The organism is Mycobacterium sp. SMC-4 (assembly GCF_025263265.1).
In the GTDB taxonomy this organism is placed as follows: domain Bacteria; phylum Actinomycetota; class Actinomycetes; order Mycobacteriales; family Mycobacteriaceae; genus Mycobacterium.
Genome location: NZ_CP079869.1, coordinates 261,291 through 280,799, shown reverse-complemented (window position 1 = coordinate 280,799; position 19,509 = coordinate 261,291). Strand labels below are relative to the sequence as shown.

Below are 19,509 nucleotides of genomic sequence, written 5' to 3'. Positions count from 1 at the left end.
GGCGGCCCTGACGGGAAATGCAACGCCGGTGAACGAATGGGAGTGCATCGTCGTCGGCGGGGGCGCCGCAGGTCTGTCCGGGGCGTTGGTCCTCGGGCGGGCCCGACGGCGCACACTGGTCGTCGACGCCGACCAGCAGAGCAACCGACCCGCCGCCGGGATCGGCGGTCTGCTGGGTCATGACGGGCTGGCGCCGACCGATCTGTATGCCCGAGGTCGGCAGGAGCTGGCGGCCTACCCCAGCGTCGAATACCGCCGCCAGATCGCGCTGCGCGGCGCGCTGGTCGATGGTGGCCATGCCCTCGAACTCGACGACGGGCAGACCGTCTACGGACGCCGGGTGCTGCTGACCACCGGCATGCAGTACCACCCGCCTCGCCTTCCCGGGCTGGCCGAGCTGTGGGGCACGACGGTGTTCCAGTGCCCGTTCTGCCACGGCTGGGAGCTGCGTGATTCTCGGCTGGCAGCGCTGGCTGCCGGAGCCGAGGGTGTGCATGCCGCGCTGATGCTGCGTGGCTGGAGCGACGACGTGCTTCTGCTGACCGACGGTCCCGCGGGTCTGGACGGCGATCAGCTCCGGCTTCTGGCCGCCGCAGGGGTGCCGGTCGAGGAGCGGCGGGTCACCGAGTTGATCGGCCGCGACGGCAGACTGTCCGAGATCGCGCTTGCCGACGGCACGCGCCTGCCGCGCGACGGACTGTTGGTGGAAGCACCGCTGCGGCAGCGGTCGCGTCTGGCCGAGCAGCTCGGTGCGATGTGCACACCCGGCCCGTTGGCGGCCGACACCATCAGCGTCGATGCGCTGCACCGCACCAGCGCGGCCACGGTGTTCGCGGCCGGTGACGTGTGCACCGAACAGCCCTACGTCGCCGGAGCTGCCGCCGCGGGCGCGCAGGCCGCCATGATCATCGTGCAGAGCCTGCTCGCTGACGAGTTCGGCCTGCCTTACCCGCCGTGATCCGCTCAGTTCAGAATGAGGGCCCGCAGCACATAGCGATCGACGAATCTGCGATGCGCCGACGCCGGTCGGTGCCGCCACTGACTGCTCAGCAGGAAAGACGTGGTCGCCGACATCCACTGCACCGTTTCTCGAAGGTTGAGATCGGGATGCAGTTGTCCGCCGTCTCGCCACCTCTTGAACAGCGGGCCGATGTGGGTCGCGAGCACGCCCGTGATCGCCTCGGCCCCATCGTCGAGCACCGACGCCAGCACGCCCCGGTCACCGGAATACAGCGCCACGTTGACCGGGTCGCCGTCGTCGACCGCGGCGACTGGCTTGAGCACCAGCTCACGGATGCTGTGGGCCGCGTCGTCGGGCCGGCGCAACCCGGCCACCCAGCGGATCGTCGCGCGTTCGATGCGCCGCAGCACCATGTCGAGCAGCAGATCCTCGCGGGTCGGGTAGTACCGATACAGCGTCGAGCGTGCGACGGACGCCTCGTCGGCCACCTCGACCATCCGGACCTTCGCGTCGCCCCGACGCACGATGCACCTCTCCCCGGCATCGAGCAGCTTCTGCCGAGCTCCGTCGCCCACGACGGTCGCGTGCGTCGCCACAGACGCAGTATCCACTGACCACCGAAAACCGATCGGACATTTTCTCGAATTTGTCTTATCGGCGCTCAGAATGGATTAGTGTCACTAATGAGTATGAAGAATAATTAGTTGTCCTGATCCATCGATCGTCTTTACCGTGAGACGGGTGCCCACTCAGACCATCGCACTGGCCAGCGGATTCCTCGCATGCCTGGCGTTGATCGCGGCAATCGGCGCCCAGAACGCTTTCGTTCTCCGCCAGGGAATTCGTCGCGAGCACATCGCTGCGGTGGTCGCCGTGTGTGCCACATCTGATCTTGTACTGATAACTATTGGAGTTGCTGGGGTCGGAGCGCTGGTGGCCGATCATCCCGACGCCATCACCGCCATCCGGTACGGCGGTGCAGCGTTCCTGACCGGCTACGCCCTACTCGCTGCGCGGCGGGCACTGCGCCCCGCCGCGCTGACCGCAGCCGGTGACGGGCCCACCCGACTGAGAGGTGTACTCCTGACCTGTCTGGCGATGACCTTTCTCAATCCTCATGTCTACCTTGACACTGTGGTGCTGCTGGGCGCGCTGGCCAGCGAGCACGCCGAACACCGGTGGCTGTTCGGCGTCGGCGCTGGCACCGCCAGCGTGGTCTGGTTCGCCGTGCTCGGCTTCGGCGCAACCCGACTGAGCGCCCGCGTCACCTCCCCCCGCACCTGGCGGATGCTCGACAGCGTCATCGCCGTCACGATGCTTACCCTGGCTTGTTTGCTGCTTCTGTATTGAGATGTGAAATCTTTCTATCGTTCTCGTCAATATGCCGGGAATGGGCCGCCCGGTGCGCCACAATCGGCGGCTATGTCCCCTCACCCGGGCTCCGACGAGATGGGCCTGCGGGAGCGCAAAAAACGGCGCACCCGTGAGGCCGTGCGCTTGGCGGCATTTCGACTCTTCGAGCGCAACGGCTACGCCTGCACCACCGTCGAGCAGATCGCCGAGGCGGCCGAGGTGTCCCCCCGCACCTTCTTCCGCTACTTCCCCAACAAGGCCGCCCTGCTGTCGCCGGATCACCTGATCGATCCGATCATCGACCTGTTCCTCGCCGCTCCCGTCGAGCTCTCCCCGTTCGCGGCATACCGATATGCACTTCAGCAGGTGTTCAGCGGAATGGCCGGTTATGAGTGGACCGACGAGATGGCTCGTCAACAGCTGCTCTACACGTTGCCCGAAGCCGCAGGGGCGCTCTACAACGAGTATCTGCACGTCATCGAACTGATCACCGACGCCCTGGGCCAACGCCTGAACCGCCCCGCCGACGACCCGAAGCTGCGCATCACCGCCGGCGCGATGACCGGAGTGATGATCGCGGCACTACACGGCACTCCGATGTCACCGCAGCTGCTGTTTGAGGGCATGGACTTCCTCGACGCCGGCCTCCCGCTGCCTCCGGCCGGCGATGCCGAAAGCCTTCACGTCGATCCGTTTGGCACTACCCTGCAGTAATGGCCATCTCGTCCCGTACCGTCGGCGTCCTCACCCGGACGACCGTCACCGTGGCGGCACTCGGCGTGCTGGCCGTCGGCGCCGCAGCCACCGCCGGCGCACAGCCCGAACCGATACTGCCACCGGCCCCGCCCGGTGCACCTGCCGCGCCTCCCGGTGAGCCGGCACCGGAGCCAACGCCGGTGTTCGCCTTCACCCCGTCGGCCGCCGGCGAGCTGCCACCGCCTGCTCCACCTCCGGCTGGGGCGCCCTACATCCCGCCGGTGCCGAACGCGAACTTCGGCAACACCGGGCAGCTCGACTTCCTGCGAGAGCTGTGGAACATGCGTAATTCCGCAGATTTCTTCCAGTCCATGGGCCCCGGCACCATGGACCCGGCGACCTGGGTGCCCCCGGCGCCGTACGGATCACCCCCACCGCCGCCGGACGCTCCGCCGGCCCCCGCGCCGGCCCCGCCGCCGGTGTGGCCCCCCGCCGGTATGGTGCCCGGCCCCATCCCGTAGCGATTCCTCGCCCCGCCGCGGCTGGGACAGGCTGATCTAATGGGCGCGTGACCGAACTGACCCACGCCGAGGACCGCCACGCCGCGTTCGCCCGAGTCGGTTCGGCCTACTATCCGGTGCTGGTGGCGGTGTTCACCGCGCTGGTGATCATCTCCAACTTCACCGCCACCAAGGGTGTCGCGTTCGGGCCGATCATCACCGACGGCGGGTTCATCGTCTTCCCGCTGACCTATGTGATCGGCGATGTACTGTCCGAGGTGTACGGGTTCCGCGCCGCCCGGCGCGCGATCTTCACCGGCTTCGCGATGAATGCCCTTGCCGCGCTGGCATTCTGGGTCACCATCTATCTTCCCGCCGCGGATTTTTACGTCAACCAGGAGCACCTCGAGAACGTCGTCGGGGCCTACACCCAGCTGATCGTGGCGGGGCTGGCCGGGTTCCTGGTCGGGCAGACGCTCAACGCCTGGACGATGGTGCGCATCAAGGAACGCACGCTGGAAAAGCACCTGTGGGCTCGGTTGATCGGATCGACGTTCGTCGGCCAACTGGGGGACACGCTGGTGTTCTGCGCCATCGCCGCCGGAGCCATCGGGATCACCAGTTTCGCCGACTTCTTCACCTACGCCGCGCTGGGTTGGCTGTACAAAACCGCCATCGAGGTGGTGGTGCTGCCGCTGACCTACCGAGTCATCGCGTTCATCAAACGCCGCGAGCCGACCTATGCGTGAGCGCCTCCCGGGGGCTGTGCGGCCAGCAGTTTGAGCCTTCGGTAAGGCACTTCTGGCAAGGCTCATAGAGCTGGTCAGGCGGTGTTTCGAGGAAAGCTACCCAGGGGTAGCTTCAGAAGATGAGCGTGACTGCCGATTCCCTTTGCGTGACCCACGCCGGGCACACCATCCGTGACTACGGAGACCGGGCGCTGCTCCTCGAACTCGCCGACACCTCCGAGGTGCTCGCTTTCCACGAGGCGCTGCGCTGTGCCGAGCTACCGGGCGTGGTCGACGTCGTCCCCGCCGCGACGACCGTCCTGGTCAAGCTGGCCGGACACTGCTACCTGGCACCTACCCGGCAGCGGCTGGCATGCCTGGCCGTCGAGCCCGGCGGGGACACCGCCACCCCGCCCGCCGGCCAAGCCGACGTCGTCATCGAGGTCTGCTACGACGGCGAAGATCTCGACGAGGTGGCCCGCCTGACCGACCGGACGCCACAGCAGGTCGTCGCCGCCCACACCGAAGCGCCCTGGCGCGTGGGCTTCAGCGGATTCGCGCCGGGGTTCGCCTATCTGGTCGGCGCACCGCAGCGTCTCGTCGTACCCCGCAGATCCGAACCACGCACCAAGGTGCCGGTCGGATCTGTCGGGCTGGCCGACGGGTTCAGCGGTATCTACCCCCGCGAGTCCCCGGGCGGGTGGCAACTCATCGGCCGCACCTCGGCGGTGCTCTGGGACATCGAACGCGACGATCCCGCACTGCTCACCCCCGGCATGTGGGTGCAGTTCCACGCCGTCGACGGGGTCCGGCCATGAGCGCGGTGACACTGGAAGTTCTGCAGACCGGCCCGTTGGCCCTGGTCGAGGATCTCGGTCGGCCGGGACTGTCCCACCTCGGAGTCACCGGCTCCGGTGCTGCCGACCGGCGCGCGCACTCGCTGGCCAATCGGCTGCTCGCCAACCCCGGGGACCGCGCCACCGTGGAGGTGACGCTGGGTGGATTCACCGCCCGCGTCCACGGGGGCGGTGATGAAGGCGTGGCCATCGCCGTCACCGGCGCCGACGCCGACCCGGCAGTCAACGGAATCCCGTTCGGCAGCAACAGTATTCATCACGTCCACGATGGCGAGGTGATCTCCCTGGGCATTCCGCGCAGTGGGCTGCGGTCCTACCTGGCCGTACGCGGCGGATTCGACGTCCAACCCGTCCTCGGTTCGCGCAGCTATGACGTGATGTCGGCGATCGGTCCCGCGCCGCTGCGCAACGGTGATGTGCTGCCGGTGGGTGACCACAGCGACGACTTCCCCGAACTCGAACAGGCGCCGGTGGCCGCCATCGCCGGCGACGTCCTGGAGGTGAAGGTGGTACCCGGCCCACGCGACGATTGGTTCGTCGACCCCGACATCCTGGTCCGCACCAACTGGCAGGTCACCAACCGCAGTGACCGGGTCGGCATGCGGCTGGTCGGGATGCCGCTGGAGTACCGCCGGCCGGATCGGCAACTGCCCAGCGAGGGCGCCACCCGCGGGGCAATCCAAGTTCCGCCCAACGGATTTCCGGTGATCCTGGGTCCCGATCACCCCGTCACCGGTGGTTACCCCGTCATCGGTGTGGTCACCGACGACGACGTCGACACGTTGGCGCAGGCCCGACCCGGCCAGACCGTCCGGCTGCACTGGTCGCGCCCCCGTCGGCCGTTCGGCATGGACCGCGCAGACGGGCACTGGTAGAACCGAGAGTGTGCGCGCACGTCTGGTCCACACCTCTGATCTGGACGCCGAAACCCGCGACGACGCCCGCGTAATGGTCATCGACGCGTTCGGCGGCGAGTTCACCGAAGCCGACTGGGAACACGCGCTGGGCGGAATGCACGCGATCATCTGCCACCACGGAGCGCTGATCGCCCATGCCGCCGTCGTGCAGCGCAGGGTCTACCTCGGTGATGTCGCGCTGCGCTGCGGTTATGTGGAGGCGCTCGCCGTCCGCGAAGACCACCGCGGCCAGGGGCTGGCCACCGCGTTGATGGAGGGGGTCGAGCAGGTGCTGCGCGGGGCCTTTCACCTCGGGGCGCTGAGCACGACCGAATTGGGCAAGCCGGTCTACCAGGGGCGCGGCTGGACACCCTGGACGGGCCCGACCTCGGTGTGGGGACCTGACGGCCCCGCCCGCACCGCCGATGACGACGGAGCGCTCTACGTCTTGCCGTGCGCACTACCCCCGGGCATGGTGCTCGACCCGTGCGCGCCGATCGCCTGCGACTGGCGTAACGGCGACGTGTGGTGAGCTCACAGTCCCGGCCGAGCTCGGGTGAGCGGAAATTCACAGCCTGAGCGGCGACGATACGACCGAGCAATCCCTGGTTAATCAGGCCGAAACACGCGGTGCATAGACATGGGGCATGAGTGAGCCGGAATGGGCGCCGCTCACCGGGTTTCGAGTCGCGGTGACATCGGCGCGGCGCGCCGACGAGTTGGCCGCGCTGCTACGCCGCCGCGGTGCGAGTGTGACCAGCGCACCGGCTATCGAGATGGTGCCGCTACCCGATGACGACGAACTGCGCCAGCACACCCACGCGCTGATCGACAGCCCCCCTGACATCGTGATCGCCACCACCGGCATCGGACTACGCGGTTGGATGGCCGCCGCCGACGGCTGGGGGATGGCCACCGAACTCACCGCCGCGCTCGGCCAGGCGCGGGTCGTCTCGCGCGGCCCCAAGGCCACCGGAGCGCTGCGGGCTGCCGGGCTGCCCGAGGAGTGGTCCCCGGAATCCGAGTCCTCCCGCGAGGTGCTGCACTACCTCGTCGAGGGCGGCATTGCCGGCGCCCGGATCGCGGTGCAATTGCACGGGGCCACCGACGACTGGGATCCGTTCCCGGAGTTTCTCGACGAATTACGCGCCGCGGGAGCCGAAGTCGTGCCGATTCGGGTCTATCGCTGGCATCCGGCGCCGCGCAACGGCGATTTCGACCAGCTGGTCGCCGGCATCGCTGAGGAGAAATTCGACGCGGTCAGTTTCACCTCGGCGCCGGCGGTGGCGTCGGTGCTGATGCGAGCCACCGAGATGGGCCTGGAAGCGCCGGTCCTGTCCGCACTGCGCACCAGCGTGCACGCGATGTGCGTGGGGCCGGTGACGGCGCGGCCGCTGGTGCGGCTCGGTGTCCCGACCTCGGCGCCGGAACGGATGCGGCTGGGTGCGTTGGCCCGCCACATCACCGACGAGCTTCCGTTGTTGCAGTCGCGGACGGTGCGCGTCGCCGGCCACCTGCTGGAGATCCGGGGCACCTGTGTCCTGGTCGACGGTGCTGTCCGGCCGATGTCTCCCGCGGCGATGGCCACGATGCGCGCGCTGGCGCACCGCCCCGGGGCGGTGGTGTCGCGGGCCGACCTGTTGCGGGCTCTGCCGGGCAGCGGCACCGACACCCACGCTGTGGACACCGCGGTGCTGCGGCTGCGAAGTGCGTTGGGCGACAAGAAGATGGTGACCACCGTGGTCAAACGAGGCTACCGGTTGCCCGTCGACGAGGCGTGTGCGTCATGAGCTACATTCTGGTCGCCCACGGCACCCGAAAACAGCGCGGAGTGTCGCTGATCGCCGATATCGCCGCGGCCGTCTCGACGACTCTGGACCGGGCCGTACACGTGGCTTTCGTCGATGTGCTGGGCCCGACCCCGGCCGAGGTGCTCGGCCGGCAACGCGCAGAACCGGCCGTGCTGGTGCCGGCGTTTCTGGCGCGCGGTTACCACGTCAGCGTGGACATTCCCGGCCATGTCGAGGCCAGCGGTCACTGCGCCGTCACGGTCACCGCAGCGCTGGGTCCCGATCCGCAACTGGTCCGCGCTCTGCTCGACCGCCTCGTCGATACCGGCTGGCATCCCGATGATGCCGTGATCCTGGCCGCGGCGGGCACCTCCGATCCGGCGGCGATGCGCGATCTGCACACCACCGCGGCATGGTTGTCGGCGACCATCGGCTCCCGAGTCGAACTCGCGTTCGCCGCGACCGGAGAACCTCGTATCGCCGACGCGGTCCGCGCTGCCCGAGGCACCGGACAGCGCGTGGTGGTGGCTTCTTACTTGCTGTCGGAGGGGCTTTTTCAGGACCGACTGCGGGCCTGCGGGGCCGATCTGGTGACCGATCCGCTGGGCACCCACCCCGGGGTCACCCGGTTGATCGCCAACCGGTTCCTGCGCGCGCGGGTCGGCGAACCGTCAGGGATGCGGAGCCGTTGACGCCGGCAATGCCGCGACCAGCGGCGTGTCGACTCCGACCCGGCCCAGCCTGGCCGCACCGCCCGGGTTTCCCAGTGGGGCGTCACGGCCAGGCAGGACCTTCGTGAAGAAGTCGGCATTGTCCCCCAGAAACACCGATTCCTCATCGGGCAGGTCGGTTTCGTAGTAGATCGCATCCACCCGGCACGCGATGCGGCACGCACCGCAGTCGACGCACTCGTCGGGGTTGATGTACATCGCCCGGTCGCCCTCGTAGATGCAGTCGGCGGGGCACTCCTGCACACAGGACTTGTCGACGATGTCCACACACGCACTGCCGATCACATAGGTCATGGCATAGAGGCTAGAAAGCTCCCACGTCCCGGGTCACGGGCCGAAAGTCCCTATTTGGGTCACGACGGGATAGCGTTCCTGGCTGTGATGACGGGCCGGAGAGCAACCAGGAACGCTATTCCGCGGTTCAGGTGCCGACCTGGACGGTGCCCTCGGGGGTGATCCGCGTCGCGTAGACGGCCAGCGAATATGCCGGGTCGTCCAGACAACTGCCGTCGTCGAGCGCGAAGGCCTGCTTCTTGATCGGTGACTGCACGGTCACTCGGCCGCCGCGGTCGCCGACGATGCCTCGCGACATCACCGCCGCACCCGAGAACGGGTCGACATTGCCGACCGCGTGCAGGCTGCCGTCATCGAGCCTGAACAGGGCGGCCTGCGCACCGTCGGGTAACAGCACCCCCACGCCGCGGTTGGGAATGAGGAACTCGTAGGCGCACGCCGTGGTCCAGACGGTGGTTTCGTCGAGCACGGTCATCGCTGCACCACCGTGGGCATGCCGATGTCGGTTCTACTGTGCGCGCCGGATACCGGTGCGGGAACCTTGCGCCCGTGCTGTTCGACGAACTCGATGGTCGGGTCGGGCATGTCCGGGGCGTTGACGAACGACACGAAGCGCGCCAGCTTGTCGGGATCCTCCAGCACCCCTTTCCACTCGCAGGCATAGCCATCGACATGGCGTGCGATGGCGGCCTCGAACTCGGCCGCCAGCCCCAGCGAGTCGTCACAGACCACCTCGCGGAGGTGCTCGAGTCCGACCTGTTCCACCCAGGGCGCGGTGCGCTGCAGCCGGTCGGCGGTGCGGATGTAGAACATCAGGAACCGGTCGATGTAGCGGATCAGGGTGTCGTCGTCGAGGTCGCCGGCCAGTAGTTCGGCGTGCCGCGGGGTCATCCCGCCGTTGCCGCCGACGTAGAGGTTCCAGCCGTTCTCGGTGGCGATGACCCCGACGTCCTTGCCGCGCGCCTCGGCGCACTCCCGGGCACATCCCGAGACACCCATCTTGATCTTGTGCGGCGCGCGCAGACCTCGATAGCGCAACTCCAGGTTGATCGCCATCTGCACCGAATCCTGTTGCCCGTAGCGGCACCAGTCACTGCCGACGCAGCTCTTCACCGTGCGCAACGACTTGCCGTACGCGTGGCCGGACTCCATCCCACCGTCGACCAAACGGCGCCAGATCTCGGGCAGTTGTTCGACCCGGGCACCGAACATGTCGATGCGCTGGCCTCCGGTGATCTTGGTGTACAGCCCGAAATCGCGGGCGATTTCACCGATCAGGATCAGATGCTCAGGGGTGATGTCCCCGCCCGGCACCCGGGGCACCACCGAATAGCTGCCGTTGCGTTGGATGTTGGCCAGAAAGTGGTCGTTGGAATCCTGCAGCGAAGCTTGCTCCCCGTCGAGGATGTGCGCCGAGCTGGTCGACGCAAGGATCGATGCGACGACGGGTTTGCAGATGTCACAACCTTTTCCGGTGCCGAAGCGCTCGATCAGTCCGGAGAAGGTGCGGATGTCGGTGGCGCTGACGATCTCGAACAACTCGGCCCGCGACTGAGTGAAGTGCTCACACAGCGCCTTGGACTGTTCCACACCCTCGGCCTCCAGCAGCTGTTTGAGCAGCGGGATGCAGGAGCCACAGGATGTACCGGCCAGCGTGCACTTCTTCAGATCGGCGACATCGCAGCAGCCCGAACCGATTGCCGCGGTGAGATCACCCTTGGTGACGTTGTTGCAGGAACAGATCTGCGCGGCGGAAGGCAGTGCCCCGACGCCCAGACCCGCACCGCCGCCGTCTGCTCCGGCGGGTGCGATGAGCGCGAGCGGGTCACCCGGCAGCGGCTCGCCGACCATCGGGCGCAGAATGCCGTAGGCCGACGCATCGCCGACCAGGATGCCGCCGAGCAGCGTCTTCGCGTCGTCGGAGAGCACCAGCTTGGCGTAGGTCTGATTGACGGCATCGTTGACCACCACCTCCAGGCAATCTGGTGTGGTGGCCATGGCATCACCGAAGCTGGCGACGTCTACACCGAGAAGCTTGAGTTTGGTGGACAAGTCCGCCTCGGGGAACTCCGCGGCCCCGCCCAGCAGGCGGTCGGCCGCGACCTCCGCGCTGGTGTAACCGGGCCCCACCAGCCCGTAACACCGTCCCTCGATCGCGGCGACCTCACCGATCGCGTAGATGTCAGGATCGCTTGTCACACAGGAGAGGTCGGTGAGCACTCCGCCACGTTCGGCGAGCGCGAGTCCGGCGTCGCGGGCCAGTTCGTCGCGGGGACGCACACCGGCGGCGAACACCACCAGACCCGCATCGATGAAGGTGCCGTCGCTGAGCGTCACCCGCACCGAGTCGTCGTCGGCTGTGCGACGTAACGGCCGGTTGCGCTGGGCCGGACTGATGGATTCGGTGCCGACGTCGGTGTGTACCGCGATGCCCAGATCGGCGATCATCCGGGCCAGCAGCGCCCCGCCGGCTTCGTCGAGCTGCGCGCTCATCAGCCGCGGCGACCGCTCCACGACATGGGCCGCCAGCCCGAATCCGCGCAGTGCGTTGGCGGCCTCCAGGCCCAGCAGGCCGCCGCCGATCACCACTCCGACCGGGGCAGTGCTGCTGCGCACAGTGCGGGTGGCATCGGCGCGGATCGCGTCGAGATCGTCGAGGGTGCGGTAGACGTGACACGACGGCAGATCGCGGCCCGGTACCGGCGGGACGAATGCGTAGGAACCGGTGGCCAGCACCAGCGCGTCGTAATCGACGCTGGTGCCGTCCTCGGTGGTGACTGTCTTGTTGACGCGATCGATGGCGGTCACCCGCCGGCCCAGCCGGACCTCGACCAACCGGTCTCCGGAGTAGTCGTTGCCCGCCAGCGCCAAACGGGGCCGCTCCCAGTGTTCGGTGTAGCCGGTCAGCCCCACCCGGTCGTAGGCCGCGTCGAGCTCCTCGGCCAGCACGGTCACCCGCCACCTGCCCTCGGTGTCCCGTGCCCGCAAAGCCTCGACGAAGCGGTGTCCGACCATGCCGTGGCCGACGACCACGACGTGTGTTGTTGACGCCATACCGGTCAGGCTAGGAAGCCGATATTGCCGCTGTGTCGCGCCGTGTGAAGCGCCCATCACGGTGTGCTCACCGCCGTCGGGGGCGGGCTGTGAGCGTGATCGCTCACAGCGAACGCCGGCCGGGAACATGAGCGTAGGGGACTCAAGTTCTATCGGCAGGAGAGCCGGTAGTCGAACCGGTCCTGACCGATGAGGAGTACAGAAGATGAACAACGTCACGTTGTGGAACCGCCCGAGCTGGACCGCCGACCGCCTGGTGCGGGACTTCTTCGGCCCGGCCGCGCCCGCGTCGAGTGCCGCGATCAGCCCCGCCGTCGAAGTCACCCAGGACGGTGACGACGCCGTGATCCGGGTCGATCTGCCCGGCGTGGACGTCGAGAACGACGTCACCGTCGAGGTCGAGAACGGCCGGCTGTCGATCCGCGGTGAACGCCGCGACGAGCGCTCCGAGGAGCACGCCGAGGAGGGCCGCGTCCGCCGGATCAGCGAGGTTCGCTACGGCGCGTTCGGCCGTTCCTTCGCGCTGCCGTCACACGTCACCGGTGACGCGGTATCAGCCGCCTACGACACGGGCGTACTGACGGTGCGCGTCGCCGGTGCCCACCGGGGCGCGCAGGCGCAGCGGATCGCCATCGAAGCCAAATAACCGCACAGCTACCGGTGGGAGCCCTGCTCCCACCGGTATGGTTCTTGGTCCATGGGCGTACCGCTGGGCATCGACACCGTCCTGACCATCGGCGCCGCAGGCCTGATCTTCGCCTGGGCACTGATACTCGGCATCTGGAAGTACCGTCAGATGGCCACCAGTCCCGACCACCTGGCACACCCGTACGTCGACATCGCCCACCGGGCGGCGCTGTTGTACGCGTTCGCGACCATGCTGCTCGCCGTGTTCGTCGAGTTGAGTGCGTGGCCGACGGCGGTCAACCTGGCCGCGGCCGCGGTGGTGGTGGCGTTCTTCGTCCTGGCCATCGCCAGTTACGTGCTCCACGGCACCCGCCGCGACACCACCAACCAGTTCGAAAACGTCAACACCACACTGCGAATCGCGATGGCCGCCTTGATCGTCGGGGAGCTCGGCGGCTTCTCGGTGCTGTTCGCCGGCTTCGTTGCCGGCCAACTGGGCTGACGGCCAGCTCGGCTAGGCCCAGCGCGCCAGAATCTCCTTGGCCCGCTCGGCCAGCGCGGCCTGCCAGAATGGACCGAAGCTGATCCTGGCCACCCCGAGTGGGCCGAAGGACGCCGGATCGTCGGACTGCGGGATCGCTATCGCGTTGACCGGCAGTGGAAGTTCAGAGGTCAACCGCTGCAACGTATCCGGATCGTGGCGACCGACCGGGTAGAGCACGTCGGCGCCGGCCTCGGCGGCTTGTCGCAACCGTGCGATCGCGCGCTCGACGCGGTCACCCTCGTCGCCGTCGCCGCGCAGGAACAGATCGGTGCGCGCGTTGACCACCACATGGACCCCCGACGCGTCGGCCGCGGCACGCAGTGCACCGACCAACTCGGCATGCTCTCCGGCCGACCGCAAGCGGCCACCTTCGCCGTGCACGGTGTCCTCGACGTTCAGGCCGACCGCACCGACGCCCAGCAGACCGTCGATCAGCCGAGTAGGCGCCTGACCGTAACCGGACTCGATGTCCACCGATACCGGGACATCGACTGCGGCAGTGATCTGCGCCACGCGGGTGGTGAGGTCGTCGAATGTCATCCCCTCGTTATCGGGCTTACCGACCGAGTCGGCCACCGGGTGACTGCCCACCGTCAGCGCGGAGAACCCGGCGCCTACCGCCAGCTGGGCTGACCAGGCATCCCACACCGTCGGCAGGACCACCGGATTGCCCGGTTGGTGCAACCTCAGTAACTCCTCGGCCCGCTGCTTGAGCACGTCGTCGGCCATGGTTCCTCCGCTCGTCAAAGTGATTTGTCTCACCCACACCAGGGGTGATGTCGCTAGCATCGGTTGCGTAATGTGATCCAAGACACCCTTCAGCCCAAGGAGGTCACTTGTCCAGTACCACCGAACTCGCCGAGCTTCACGATCTGATAGGAAGCCTACGGCGATGCGTGACATCGCTGGCGTCGCGATACGGGGACAGCCCTGCCACCCGGCGCATCGTCAACGACGCGGAAAGGATTCTCAACGACATCGACAGGCTCGACATCGACGCCGAGGAACTCGAACTCGCCCGCGGCGTCAGTCGGCACCATCATGTCGGCGAGCGAATTCCGATCCCGGACACCCAGTACGACACCGAGTTCTGGCGCGGTGTCGACGACGAAGGTCTCGGCGGAACGCGCTGAGCCGGACCCGCCCTGCTGGGCACGGCGGGCTCGGAGACCATAAGTACATCGAGAGGGAAACGTGAGCGCACCCACCGCCGACCGCAAAGCGACCGGCGTCTTCTCCCCCGGCCGTGCCCAGATCGCTCAGCGCACACTGCGCACCGATCGCTGGTGGCAAGCGCCGCTGTTGACCAACCTCGGACTCGCGGCGTTCCTCATCTACGCGACGTTCCGCGCGTTCCAGCAGGACAACTACTGGGTGGGTGAGTACCACTACCTGACACCGTTCTACTCGCCCTGCGTGGTCATGTGGTCCGAGGCGACGCAATCCGGCTGCATCCCCGAGTCGAGTCACTTCGGTCAGTACCTGCCCGACGTGTGGTGGCTGCCCTACGCAGCGTTCTCGCTGCCGTTCCTGCTGCTGTTCCGGCTCACCTGCTACTACTACCGCAAGGCCTACTACCGCTCGGTGTGGCAGTCGCCGACGGCCTGCGCGGTGGCCGAGCCGCATGCGAAATACACTGGCGAGACCCGCTTTCCGCTGATCCTGCAGAACTTCCACCGCTACTTCTTCTACATCGCGGTGGTGATCTCGCTGATCAACTCGTGGGACGCGATCATGGCCTTCCGATCGCCCGAGGGTTTCGGCTTCGGACTGGGCAACGTCATCCTGGTGACCAACGTGATCTTGCTGTGGGGCTACACGCTGTCGTGCCACTCCTGCCGACACGTCACCGGCGGCCGCCTCAAGCATTTCTCCAAGCATCCGGTCCGGTACTGGATCTGGACGCAGGTCTCCAAGATCAACACCCGGCACATGCAGTTCGCCTGGATCACCCTGGCCTCGCTGATGATCACCGACTTCTACGTCATGCTGGTCGCCGGCGGGTACATCACCGACCTCCGGTTCATCGGCTGAGTCTCAAGTCCGACAACCGATTCACCCACGACGAATGACTGAGCAAATGAGGACACATGGCTGACGAGGTCGAACGGCACTCCTACGACGTGGTCGTGATCGGTGCCGGCGGCGCAGGCTTGCGGGCGGTGATCGAGGCGCGCGAGCGCGGCCTGCGCGTCGCGGTGGTGACCAAGTCGTTGTTCGGCAAGGCCCATACCGTGATGGCCGAGGGCGGCTGCGCTGCGGCGATGCGCAACGTCAACACCAAGGACTCCTGGCAGGTGCACTTCGGTGACACCATGCGCGGCGGAAAATTCCTGAACAACTGGCGGATGGCCGAACTGCACGCCCAGGAAGCCCCCGACCGAGTGTGGGAGCTGGAAACCTACGGCGCGTTGTTCGACCGCACCAAAGACGGCCGGATCAGCCAGCGCAACTTCGGCGGGCACACCTACCCGCGGCTGGCCCACGTCGGTGACCGCACCGGTCTGGAGATCATCCGCACCCTGCAGCAGAAGATCGTGTCGCTGCAGCAGGAGGACAAGGCCGAGCTCGGTGATTACGAGGCCCGGATCAAGGTCTTCCACGAATGCTCGATCACCGAGCTGATTCTCGACAACGGTCGGGTGGCCGGCGCGTTCGGCTACTACCGCGAGACCGGTGACTTCGTGCTGTTCGAAGCGCCCGCGGTGGTGCTGGCCACCGGAGGCATCGGCAAGTCCTACAAGGTGTCGTCGAACTCGTGGGAGTACACCGGCGACGGTCATGCGCTGGCGCTGCGCGCCGGGTCAGCGCTGATCAACATGGAGTTCATCCAGTTCCACCCGACGGGCATGGTGTGGCCGCTGTCGGTGAAGGGAATCTTGGTCACCGAGGGGGTCCGCGGTGACGGCGGAGTTCTGAAGAACTCCGAGGGCAAGCGCTTCATGTTCGACTACATCCCCGACGTGTTCAAGGGGCAGTACGCCGAATCCGAAGAAGAGGCCGACCAGTGGCTCAAGGACAACGACTCTGCGCGACGCACCCCGGACCTGCTGCCCCGCGACGAGGTGGCCCGCGCGATCAACACCGAGGTCAAAGAAGGCCGGGGCACCCCGCACGGAGGCGTCTACCTCGACATCGCCTCGCGGATGTCGCCTGAGGAGATCAAGCGCCGGTTGCCGTCGATGTACCACCAGTTCATCGAGCTGGCCGAGGTCGACATCACCACCGACGAGATGGAGGTCGGCCCGACCTGCCACTACGTGATGGGTGGGATCGAGGTCGAACCCGACACCGCCGCAGCCGCCACACCGGGGTTGTTCGCCGCCGGCGAGTGCGCCGGCGGCATGCACGGCAGCAACCGGTTGGGTGGCAATTCGCTGTCGGACCTGCTGGTGTTCGGTCGCCGCGCGGGTCTGGGCGCCTCGGACTACGTCCGGGCGCTGTCGGACCGGCCGAAGGTCACCGAGGAGGCCGTCACCGCGGCCACCGACATGGCCTTGTCGGTGTTCGATGGGCCCAGCGACGGTTCGGCTCCGGAAAACCCGTACACGCTGCAGCTGGATATGCAGGACACCATGAACAATCTGGTGGGCATCATCCGCAAATCCGACGAGATGCAGGAGGCGCTGGACAAGCTGGCCGAGATGCGAGAGCGCTACAAGCGCGTCAAGGTCGAGGGTGAACGCAAGTTCAATCCCGGCTGGCATCTGGCCATGGATCTGCGCAACATGCTGCTGGTCAGCGAATCAGTGGCGAAGTCCGCGATCACCCGGACCGAAAGCCGCGGCGGGCACACCCGTGACGACTATCCCTCGATGGACGCCAAATGGCGCAACAGTCTGCTGGTGTGCCGGTCGGCGGGCGACGATCCGGTGGTACCGGACGTGACCGTGGTGCGGGAGGAGCAGCCGGCGATGCGCCCCGACCTGCTCGGCTGTTTCGAACTGTCGGAGCTGGAGAAGTACTACACCGACGAAGAACTCGTCGAACACCCGCAACGGAAGGGCTGAGACCATGGGTGCCTACGAAGCGAAGATGCGGGTCTGGCGTGGCGATGCCGACGGCGGCGAACTCAAGGACTACAGCGTCGAGGTCAACGAGGGCGAGGTCGTGCTCGACATCATCCACCGGTTGCAGCAGACCCAGACCGGCGACCTGGCGGTGCGATGGAACTGCAAGGCCGGCAAATGTGGTTCCTGCTCGGTCGAGATCAACGGCCGTCCCCGGCTGGCCTGTATGACCCGGATGTCGACGTTCGGCGAGGACGAGGTCGTCACCGTCACACCGCTGCGTACCTTCCCGGTGATGCGTGACTTGGTCTGCGACGTGAGCTTCAACTACGAGAAGGCTCGAGAGATCCCGTCGTTCACTCCGCCGAAGGATCTGCAGCCCGGCGAGTACCGAATGGCCCAGGAGGACGTCAACCGATCGCAGGAGTTCCGCAAGTGCATCGAGTGCTTCTTGTGCCAGAACGTCTGCCACGTCGTCCGCGACCACGAGGAGAACAAGAAGGCGTTCGCCGGTCCGCGGTATCTGATGCGGCAGGCCGAGCTCGACATGCACCCGCTCGACGTTCACTCGCGGCGAGCCGATGACGCTCAGGAAGAGCATGGCCTCGGCTACTGCAACATCACCAAGTGCTGCACCGAGGTCTGCCCCGAGCACATCAAGATCACCGACAACGCGCTGATCCCGATGAAGGAGCGGGTCGCCGACCGTAAATACGACCCGGTGGTGTGGCTGGGCAACAAGCTGTTTCGTCGCAGCTAGACCCTCATCGGAATCGGCTGACAATTCCCAGCCGACACACAGTTGAAGGCTTGCCATCGGGGGTAGGCTCCTGTTAGAGCTCGTCCTACCGGCGAGGCGCCAGACGCCTTGCAGTCACCTGTGAAGAAAGTCAGCACTATGTCTGTTCGTGCGATGAAGAGCATCAATGACATTCGTACCGCGATCCGCGAACTGAGCACCCGGGCCGAACTGGCCCGCAAACAGGGTCGTTCCGATGACGCCGCCGAGTTGGATCGGCGCGTCAGCCACTACCGCGAGGAACTCGCCGCGCGCCCCTGAGGCTCAGGCACCCAGCCGCCGGAAAGTGCTGCGGTGAAACACGATCGGTGAGACCTCCGGGTGTACCGAGATATCGTTGACCCGCAGCACCACGATCGTGTGGTCGCCGGCGGCCACCTGCTGATCGATACTGGTCTCCAGCCAGACGCTGGTGCCCCGGATGAATACCGCGCCGCGCGCGGTAGAGGCCGTCTCCAGGCCGGCGAACCGGTCTCCGGTTTTGGCGGCCAGTGTGCGCGCGGCCGCGTCGTGCGCCTCGCCGAGCACGCTGATGCCCAGATGCGGCAGGTCCTTGAGCTTCGGCCAGGTCGTCGACGAGTTTTGTACACAGAACGACACCAGCGGCGGGTCCAGCGACACCGGGACGAAGGTGCTTGCCGCCAGCCCGACCCGGACGCCGTCGACCTCGGCCGCGATGGCGATGACCCCGGACGGAAAATGCCCGAACGCCTCGCGCAGGAATGCCGGATCGAGGTCATGCTGTGCGCCGCTCATCGGCGCATCATCGCATGCACCGGCGCACGGTTGCCAGGCCCGTCGGCGCCAGGACCCCGCCGATGCTCGACCTCGGCCCGGAATCAGCGTGAGCGAAACGCACCGGCCGTGCGGGCCACGTGGAGCAGCCGATCGACGGTAGGTTATGGCCCATGGCTGCGCCTTTCGCGTTCACCGACCAGCAGGATCGTCTGCTCCGAGTCGGCAGCTAGCGGGCGGCGCAGACGCATCTATGTGGATTCCCCTCCTGGTGATGGCCGTGGCAGTCAGCCTGGAACCCTTTCGCATCGGCATGACGGTCGTGATGATGAACCGGCCCCGACCGGTGTTGCAGTTGCTTGCCTTCCTGGCCGGCGGATTCACGATGGGTATCTCGGTCGGGTTGGTCATCTTGTTCGTCCTGCGTCCCGCCATGGACTCGCCCCATGTCAGTGCGCCCAAGATCCAGATCGCGGTCGGCGCAGTACTTTTGGTGAACGCGGCTTTGCTGGCGTTCAGCCGGGTCAAAACCCCGCGCGAGGACGAGCCCCCGCGTTGGACACACCGTGTGTGGCAGATGATCACCGACCGGGCCCGCCGTATTCTCGATGGCCGATCGCTGTGGGCGGCCGGCGTCGCCGGCCTGGGCATCGCGCTGCCGTCGGTGGACTACCTCGCCGCGTTGGCGCTCATCGTGGCCTCCGGAGCGGCAGCCGGAGTCCAGGTCGGCGCCTTGGTGGTGTTCAACCTCGTGGCATTCGCGCTGGTGGAGATCCCGTTGGTGTCCTATTTGATCGCACCGGAGCGAACTCAGGCACTGCTTTCGGCGCTGTACAACTGGATGCGCGAACAGGGGCGCCGCGGAGTCGCCCTGATGCTGGCCGTGGTGGGCTGCGTCCTACTGGCCGCCGGGGCACTCGCGCTCTAGTCGCCC

The 19,509-nt window shown here is 67.0% G+C and carries 24 protein-coding genes; 18 read left to right on the top strand and 6 right to left on the bottom strand.

All coding sequences use genetic code 11. From position 1 onward, the window contains the following. The first annotated feature begins 28 nt into the window (after window positions 1-28). Window positions 29-958: an NAD(P)/FAD-dependent oxidoreductase gene (locus KXD98_RS01330; RefSeq protein WP_260761515.1), complete on the top strand. Its 930-nt coding sequence runs from the start codon at window positions 29-31 to the stop codon at window positions 956-958. A 5-nt stretch (window positions 959-963) separates the two neighbouring features. Here the strand turns inward: KXD98_RS01330 and KXD98_RS01325 are convergent, their stop codons facing one another. Continuing rightward, complete coding sequence (locus KXD98_RS01325; RefSeq protein WP_260761514.1) at window positions 964-1,557, bottom strand: TetR/AcrR family transcriptional regulator; 594 nt, start codon at window positions 1,555-1,557, stop codon at window positions 964-966. Window positions 1,558-1,702: 145 nt separating this feature from the next. On the opposite strand from KXD98_RS01325, the gene KXD98_RS01320 reads away from it, so the two are divergent. The 9 genes from KXD98_RS01320 to KXD98_RS01280 all read left to right on the top strand — a co-directional run bounded on the left by KXD98_RS01320 (window position 1,703) and on the right by KXD98_RS01280 (window position 8,473). Next, window positions 1,703-2,311, top strand: a complete 609-nt coding sequence (locus KXD98_RS01320; RefSeq protein ID WP_260761513.1) for a LysE/ArgO family amino acid transporter — start codon at window positions 1,703-1,705, stop codon at window positions 2,309-2,311. A 72-nt stretch (window positions 2,312-2,383) separates the two neighbouring features. After that, complete coding sequence (locus KXD98_RS01315) at window positions 2,384-3,028, top strand: TetR/AcrR family transcriptional regulator (RefSeq protein WP_260761512.1); 645 nt, start codon at window positions 2,384-2,386, stop codon at window positions 3,026-3,028. Then, complete coding sequence (locus KXD98_RS01310; protein ID WP_260761511.1) at window positions 3,028-3,531, top strand: hypothetical protein; 504 nt, start codon at window positions 3,028-3,030, stop codon at window positions 3,529-3,531. The genes KXD98_RS01315 and KXD98_RS01310 overlap by 1 nt, the downstream gene beginning before the upstream one ends. A gap of 56 nt (window positions 3,532-3,587) precedes the next feature. Next, the gene (locus KXD98_RS01305; protein ID WP_396883328.1) at window positions 3,588-4,259 is read left to right on the top strand and encodes a queuosine precursor transporter; all 672 of its coding nucleotides are present in this window, start codon (window positions 3,588-3,590) and stop codon (window positions 4,257-4,259) included. Window positions 4,260-4,378: 119 nt separating this feature from the next. Next, window positions 4,379-5,056, top strand: coding sequence for an allophanate hydrolase subunit 1 (locus KXD98_RS01300; RefSeq protein ID WP_260761509.1), 678 nt, complete (start codon window positions 4,379-4,381; stop codon window positions 5,054-5,056). Further along, entirely contained in the window at window positions 5,053-5,970 is a 918-nt protein-coding gene (locus tag KXD98_RS01295; protein ID WP_260761508.1) for a 5-oxoprolinase/urea amidolyase family protein, read from the top strand. Before KXD98_RS01300 ends, KXD98_RS01295 begins: the two co-directional genes overlap by 4 nt. Window positions 5,971-5,980: 10 nt before the next feature. Continuing rightward, on the top strand, window positions 5,981-6,523 hold the full coding sequence (locus tag KXD98_RS01290) for a GNAT family N-acetyltransferase (RefSeq protein WP_260761507.1): 543 nt from the start codon (window positions 5,981-5,983) through the stop codon (window positions 6,521-6,523). 115 nt (window positions 6,524-6,638) lie between these two features. Beyond that, window positions 6,639-7,781: a uroporphyrinogen-III synthase gene (locus tag KXD98_RS01285; RefSeq protein ID WP_260761506.1), complete on the top strand. Its 1,143-nt coding sequence runs from the start codon at window positions 6,639-6,641 to the stop codon at window positions 7,779-7,781. Next, complete coding sequence (locus tag KXD98_RS01280) at window positions 7,778-8,473, top strand: sirohydrochlorin chelatase (protein ID WP_260761505.1); 696 nt, start codon at window positions 7,778-7,780, stop codon at window positions 8,471-8,473. Before KXD98_RS01285 ends, KXD98_RS01280 begins: the two co-directional genes overlap by 4 nt. On the opposite strand, the gene fdxA is transcribed toward KXD98_RS01280, so the two are convergent. The 3 genes from fdxA to nirB all read right to left on the bottom strand — a co-directional run bounded on the left by fdxA (window position 8,453) and on the right by nirB (window position 11,860). Then, window positions 8,453-8,806 carry a ferredoxin gene (fdxA, locus tag KXD98_RS01275; RefSeq protein ID WP_260761504.1) on the bottom strand — a complete coding sequence of 118 codons (354 nt, stop codon included), beginning with the start codon at window positions 8,804-8,806 and terminating at the stop codon, window positions 8,453-8,455. The two genes, KXD98_RS01280 and fdxA, sit on opposite strands and share 21 nt — an antisense overlap. A 127-nt stretch (window positions 8,807-8,933) precedes the next feature. Then, complete coding sequence (gene nirD / locus KXD98_RS01270) at window positions 8,934-9,281, bottom strand: nitrite reductase small subunit NirD (RefSeq protein WP_260761503.1); 348 nt, start codon at window positions 9,279-9,281, stop codon at window positions 8,934-8,936. Then, entirely contained in the window at window positions 9,278-11,860 is a 2,583-nt protein-coding gene (gene nirB / locus KXD98_RS01265) for a nitrite reductase large subunit NirB (RefSeq protein ID WP_260761502.1), read from the bottom strand. Before nirB ends, nirD begins: the two co-directional genes overlap by 4 nt. A gap of 205 nt (window positions 11,861-12,065) precedes the next feature. On the opposite strand from nirB, the gene KXD98_RS01260 reads away from it, so the two are divergent. Then, window positions 12,066-12,506, top strand: a complete 441-nt coding sequence (locus KXD98_RS01260) for an Hsp20/alpha crystallin family protein (protein ID WP_260761501.1) — start codon at window positions 12,066-12,068, stop codon at window positions 12,504-12,506. 51 nt (window positions 12,507-12,557) lie between these two features. Beyond that, on the top strand, window positions 12,558-12,989 hold the full coding sequence (locus tag KXD98_RS01255) for a hypothetical protein (protein WP_260761500.1): 432 nt from the start codon (window positions 12,558-12,560) through the stop codon (window positions 12,987-12,989). Window positions 12,990-13,001: 12 nt separating this feature from the next. Here KXD98_RS01255 and KXD98_RS01250 read toward each other — a convergent pair whose 3' ends face one another. Further along, window positions 13,002-13,760 carry an isocitrate lyase/phosphoenolpyruvate mutase family protein gene (locus tag KXD98_RS01250; RefSeq protein ID WP_260761499.1) on the bottom strand — a complete coding sequence of 253 codons (759 nt, stop codon included), beginning with the start codon at window positions 13,758-13,760 and terminating at the stop codon, window positions 13,002-13,004. 107 nt (window positions 13,761-13,867) lie between these two features. Between KXD98_RS01250 and KXD98_RS01245 the strand changes: the two genes are divergently transcribed. From KXD98_RS01245 to KXD98_RS01225, 5 genes are all read left to right on the top strand, one after another. Next, on the top strand, window positions 13,868-14,164 hold the full coding sequence (locus tag KXD98_RS01245) for a hypothetical protein (protein ID WP_098000397.1): 297 nt from the start codon (window positions 13,868-13,870) through the stop codon (window positions 14,162-14,164). A gap of 61 nt (window positions 14,165-14,225) precedes the next feature. After that, window positions 14,226-15,065 (top strand): hypothetical protein, encoded by an 840-nt coding sequence (locus KXD98_RS01240; protein ID WP_260761498.1) that lies wholly within the window; start codon window positions 14,226-14,228, stop codon window positions 15,063-15,065. Window positions 15,066-15,121: 56 nt separating this feature from the next. Then, on the top strand, window positions 15,122-17,041 hold the full coding sequence (locus KXD98_RS01235) for a fumarate reductase/succinate dehydrogenase flavoprotein subunit (protein WP_260761497.1): 1,920 nt from the start codon (window positions 15,122-15,124) through the stop codon (window positions 17,039-17,041). Between the two features lie 4 nt (window positions 17,042-17,045). Then, the gene (locus KXD98_RS01230; RefSeq protein ID WP_260761496.1) at window positions 17,046-17,801 is read left to right on the top strand and encodes a succinate dehydrogenase/fumarate reductase iron-sulfur subunit; all 756 of its coding nucleotides are present in this window, start codon (window positions 17,046-17,048) and stop codon (window positions 17,799-17,801) included. Between the two features lie 153 nt (window positions 17,802-17,954). Further along, window positions 17,955-18,101 (top strand): hypothetical protein, encoded by a 147-nt coding sequence (locus tag KXD98_RS01225; RefSeq protein WP_260765509.1) that lies wholly within the window; start codon window positions 17,955-17,957, stop codon window positions 18,099-18,101. Between the two features lie 3 nt (window positions 18,102-18,104). On the opposite strand, the gene KXD98_RS01220 is transcribed toward KXD98_RS01225, so the two are convergent. Continuing rightward, a complete protein-coding gene (locus KXD98_RS01220) occupies window positions 18,105-18,596 on the bottom strand; it encodes a flavin reductase family protein (protein WP_260761495.1) in 492 nt (163 codons plus the stop codon). Window positions 18,597-18,828: 232 nt separating this feature from the next. On the opposite strand from KXD98_RS01220, the gene KXD98_RS01215 reads away from it, so the two are divergent. Further along, entirely contained in the window at window positions 18,829-19,503 is a 675-nt protein-coding gene (locus KXD98_RS01215) for a GAP family protein (protein WP_260761494.1), read from the top strand. Window positions 19,504-19,509: the final 6 nt, after the last annotated feature.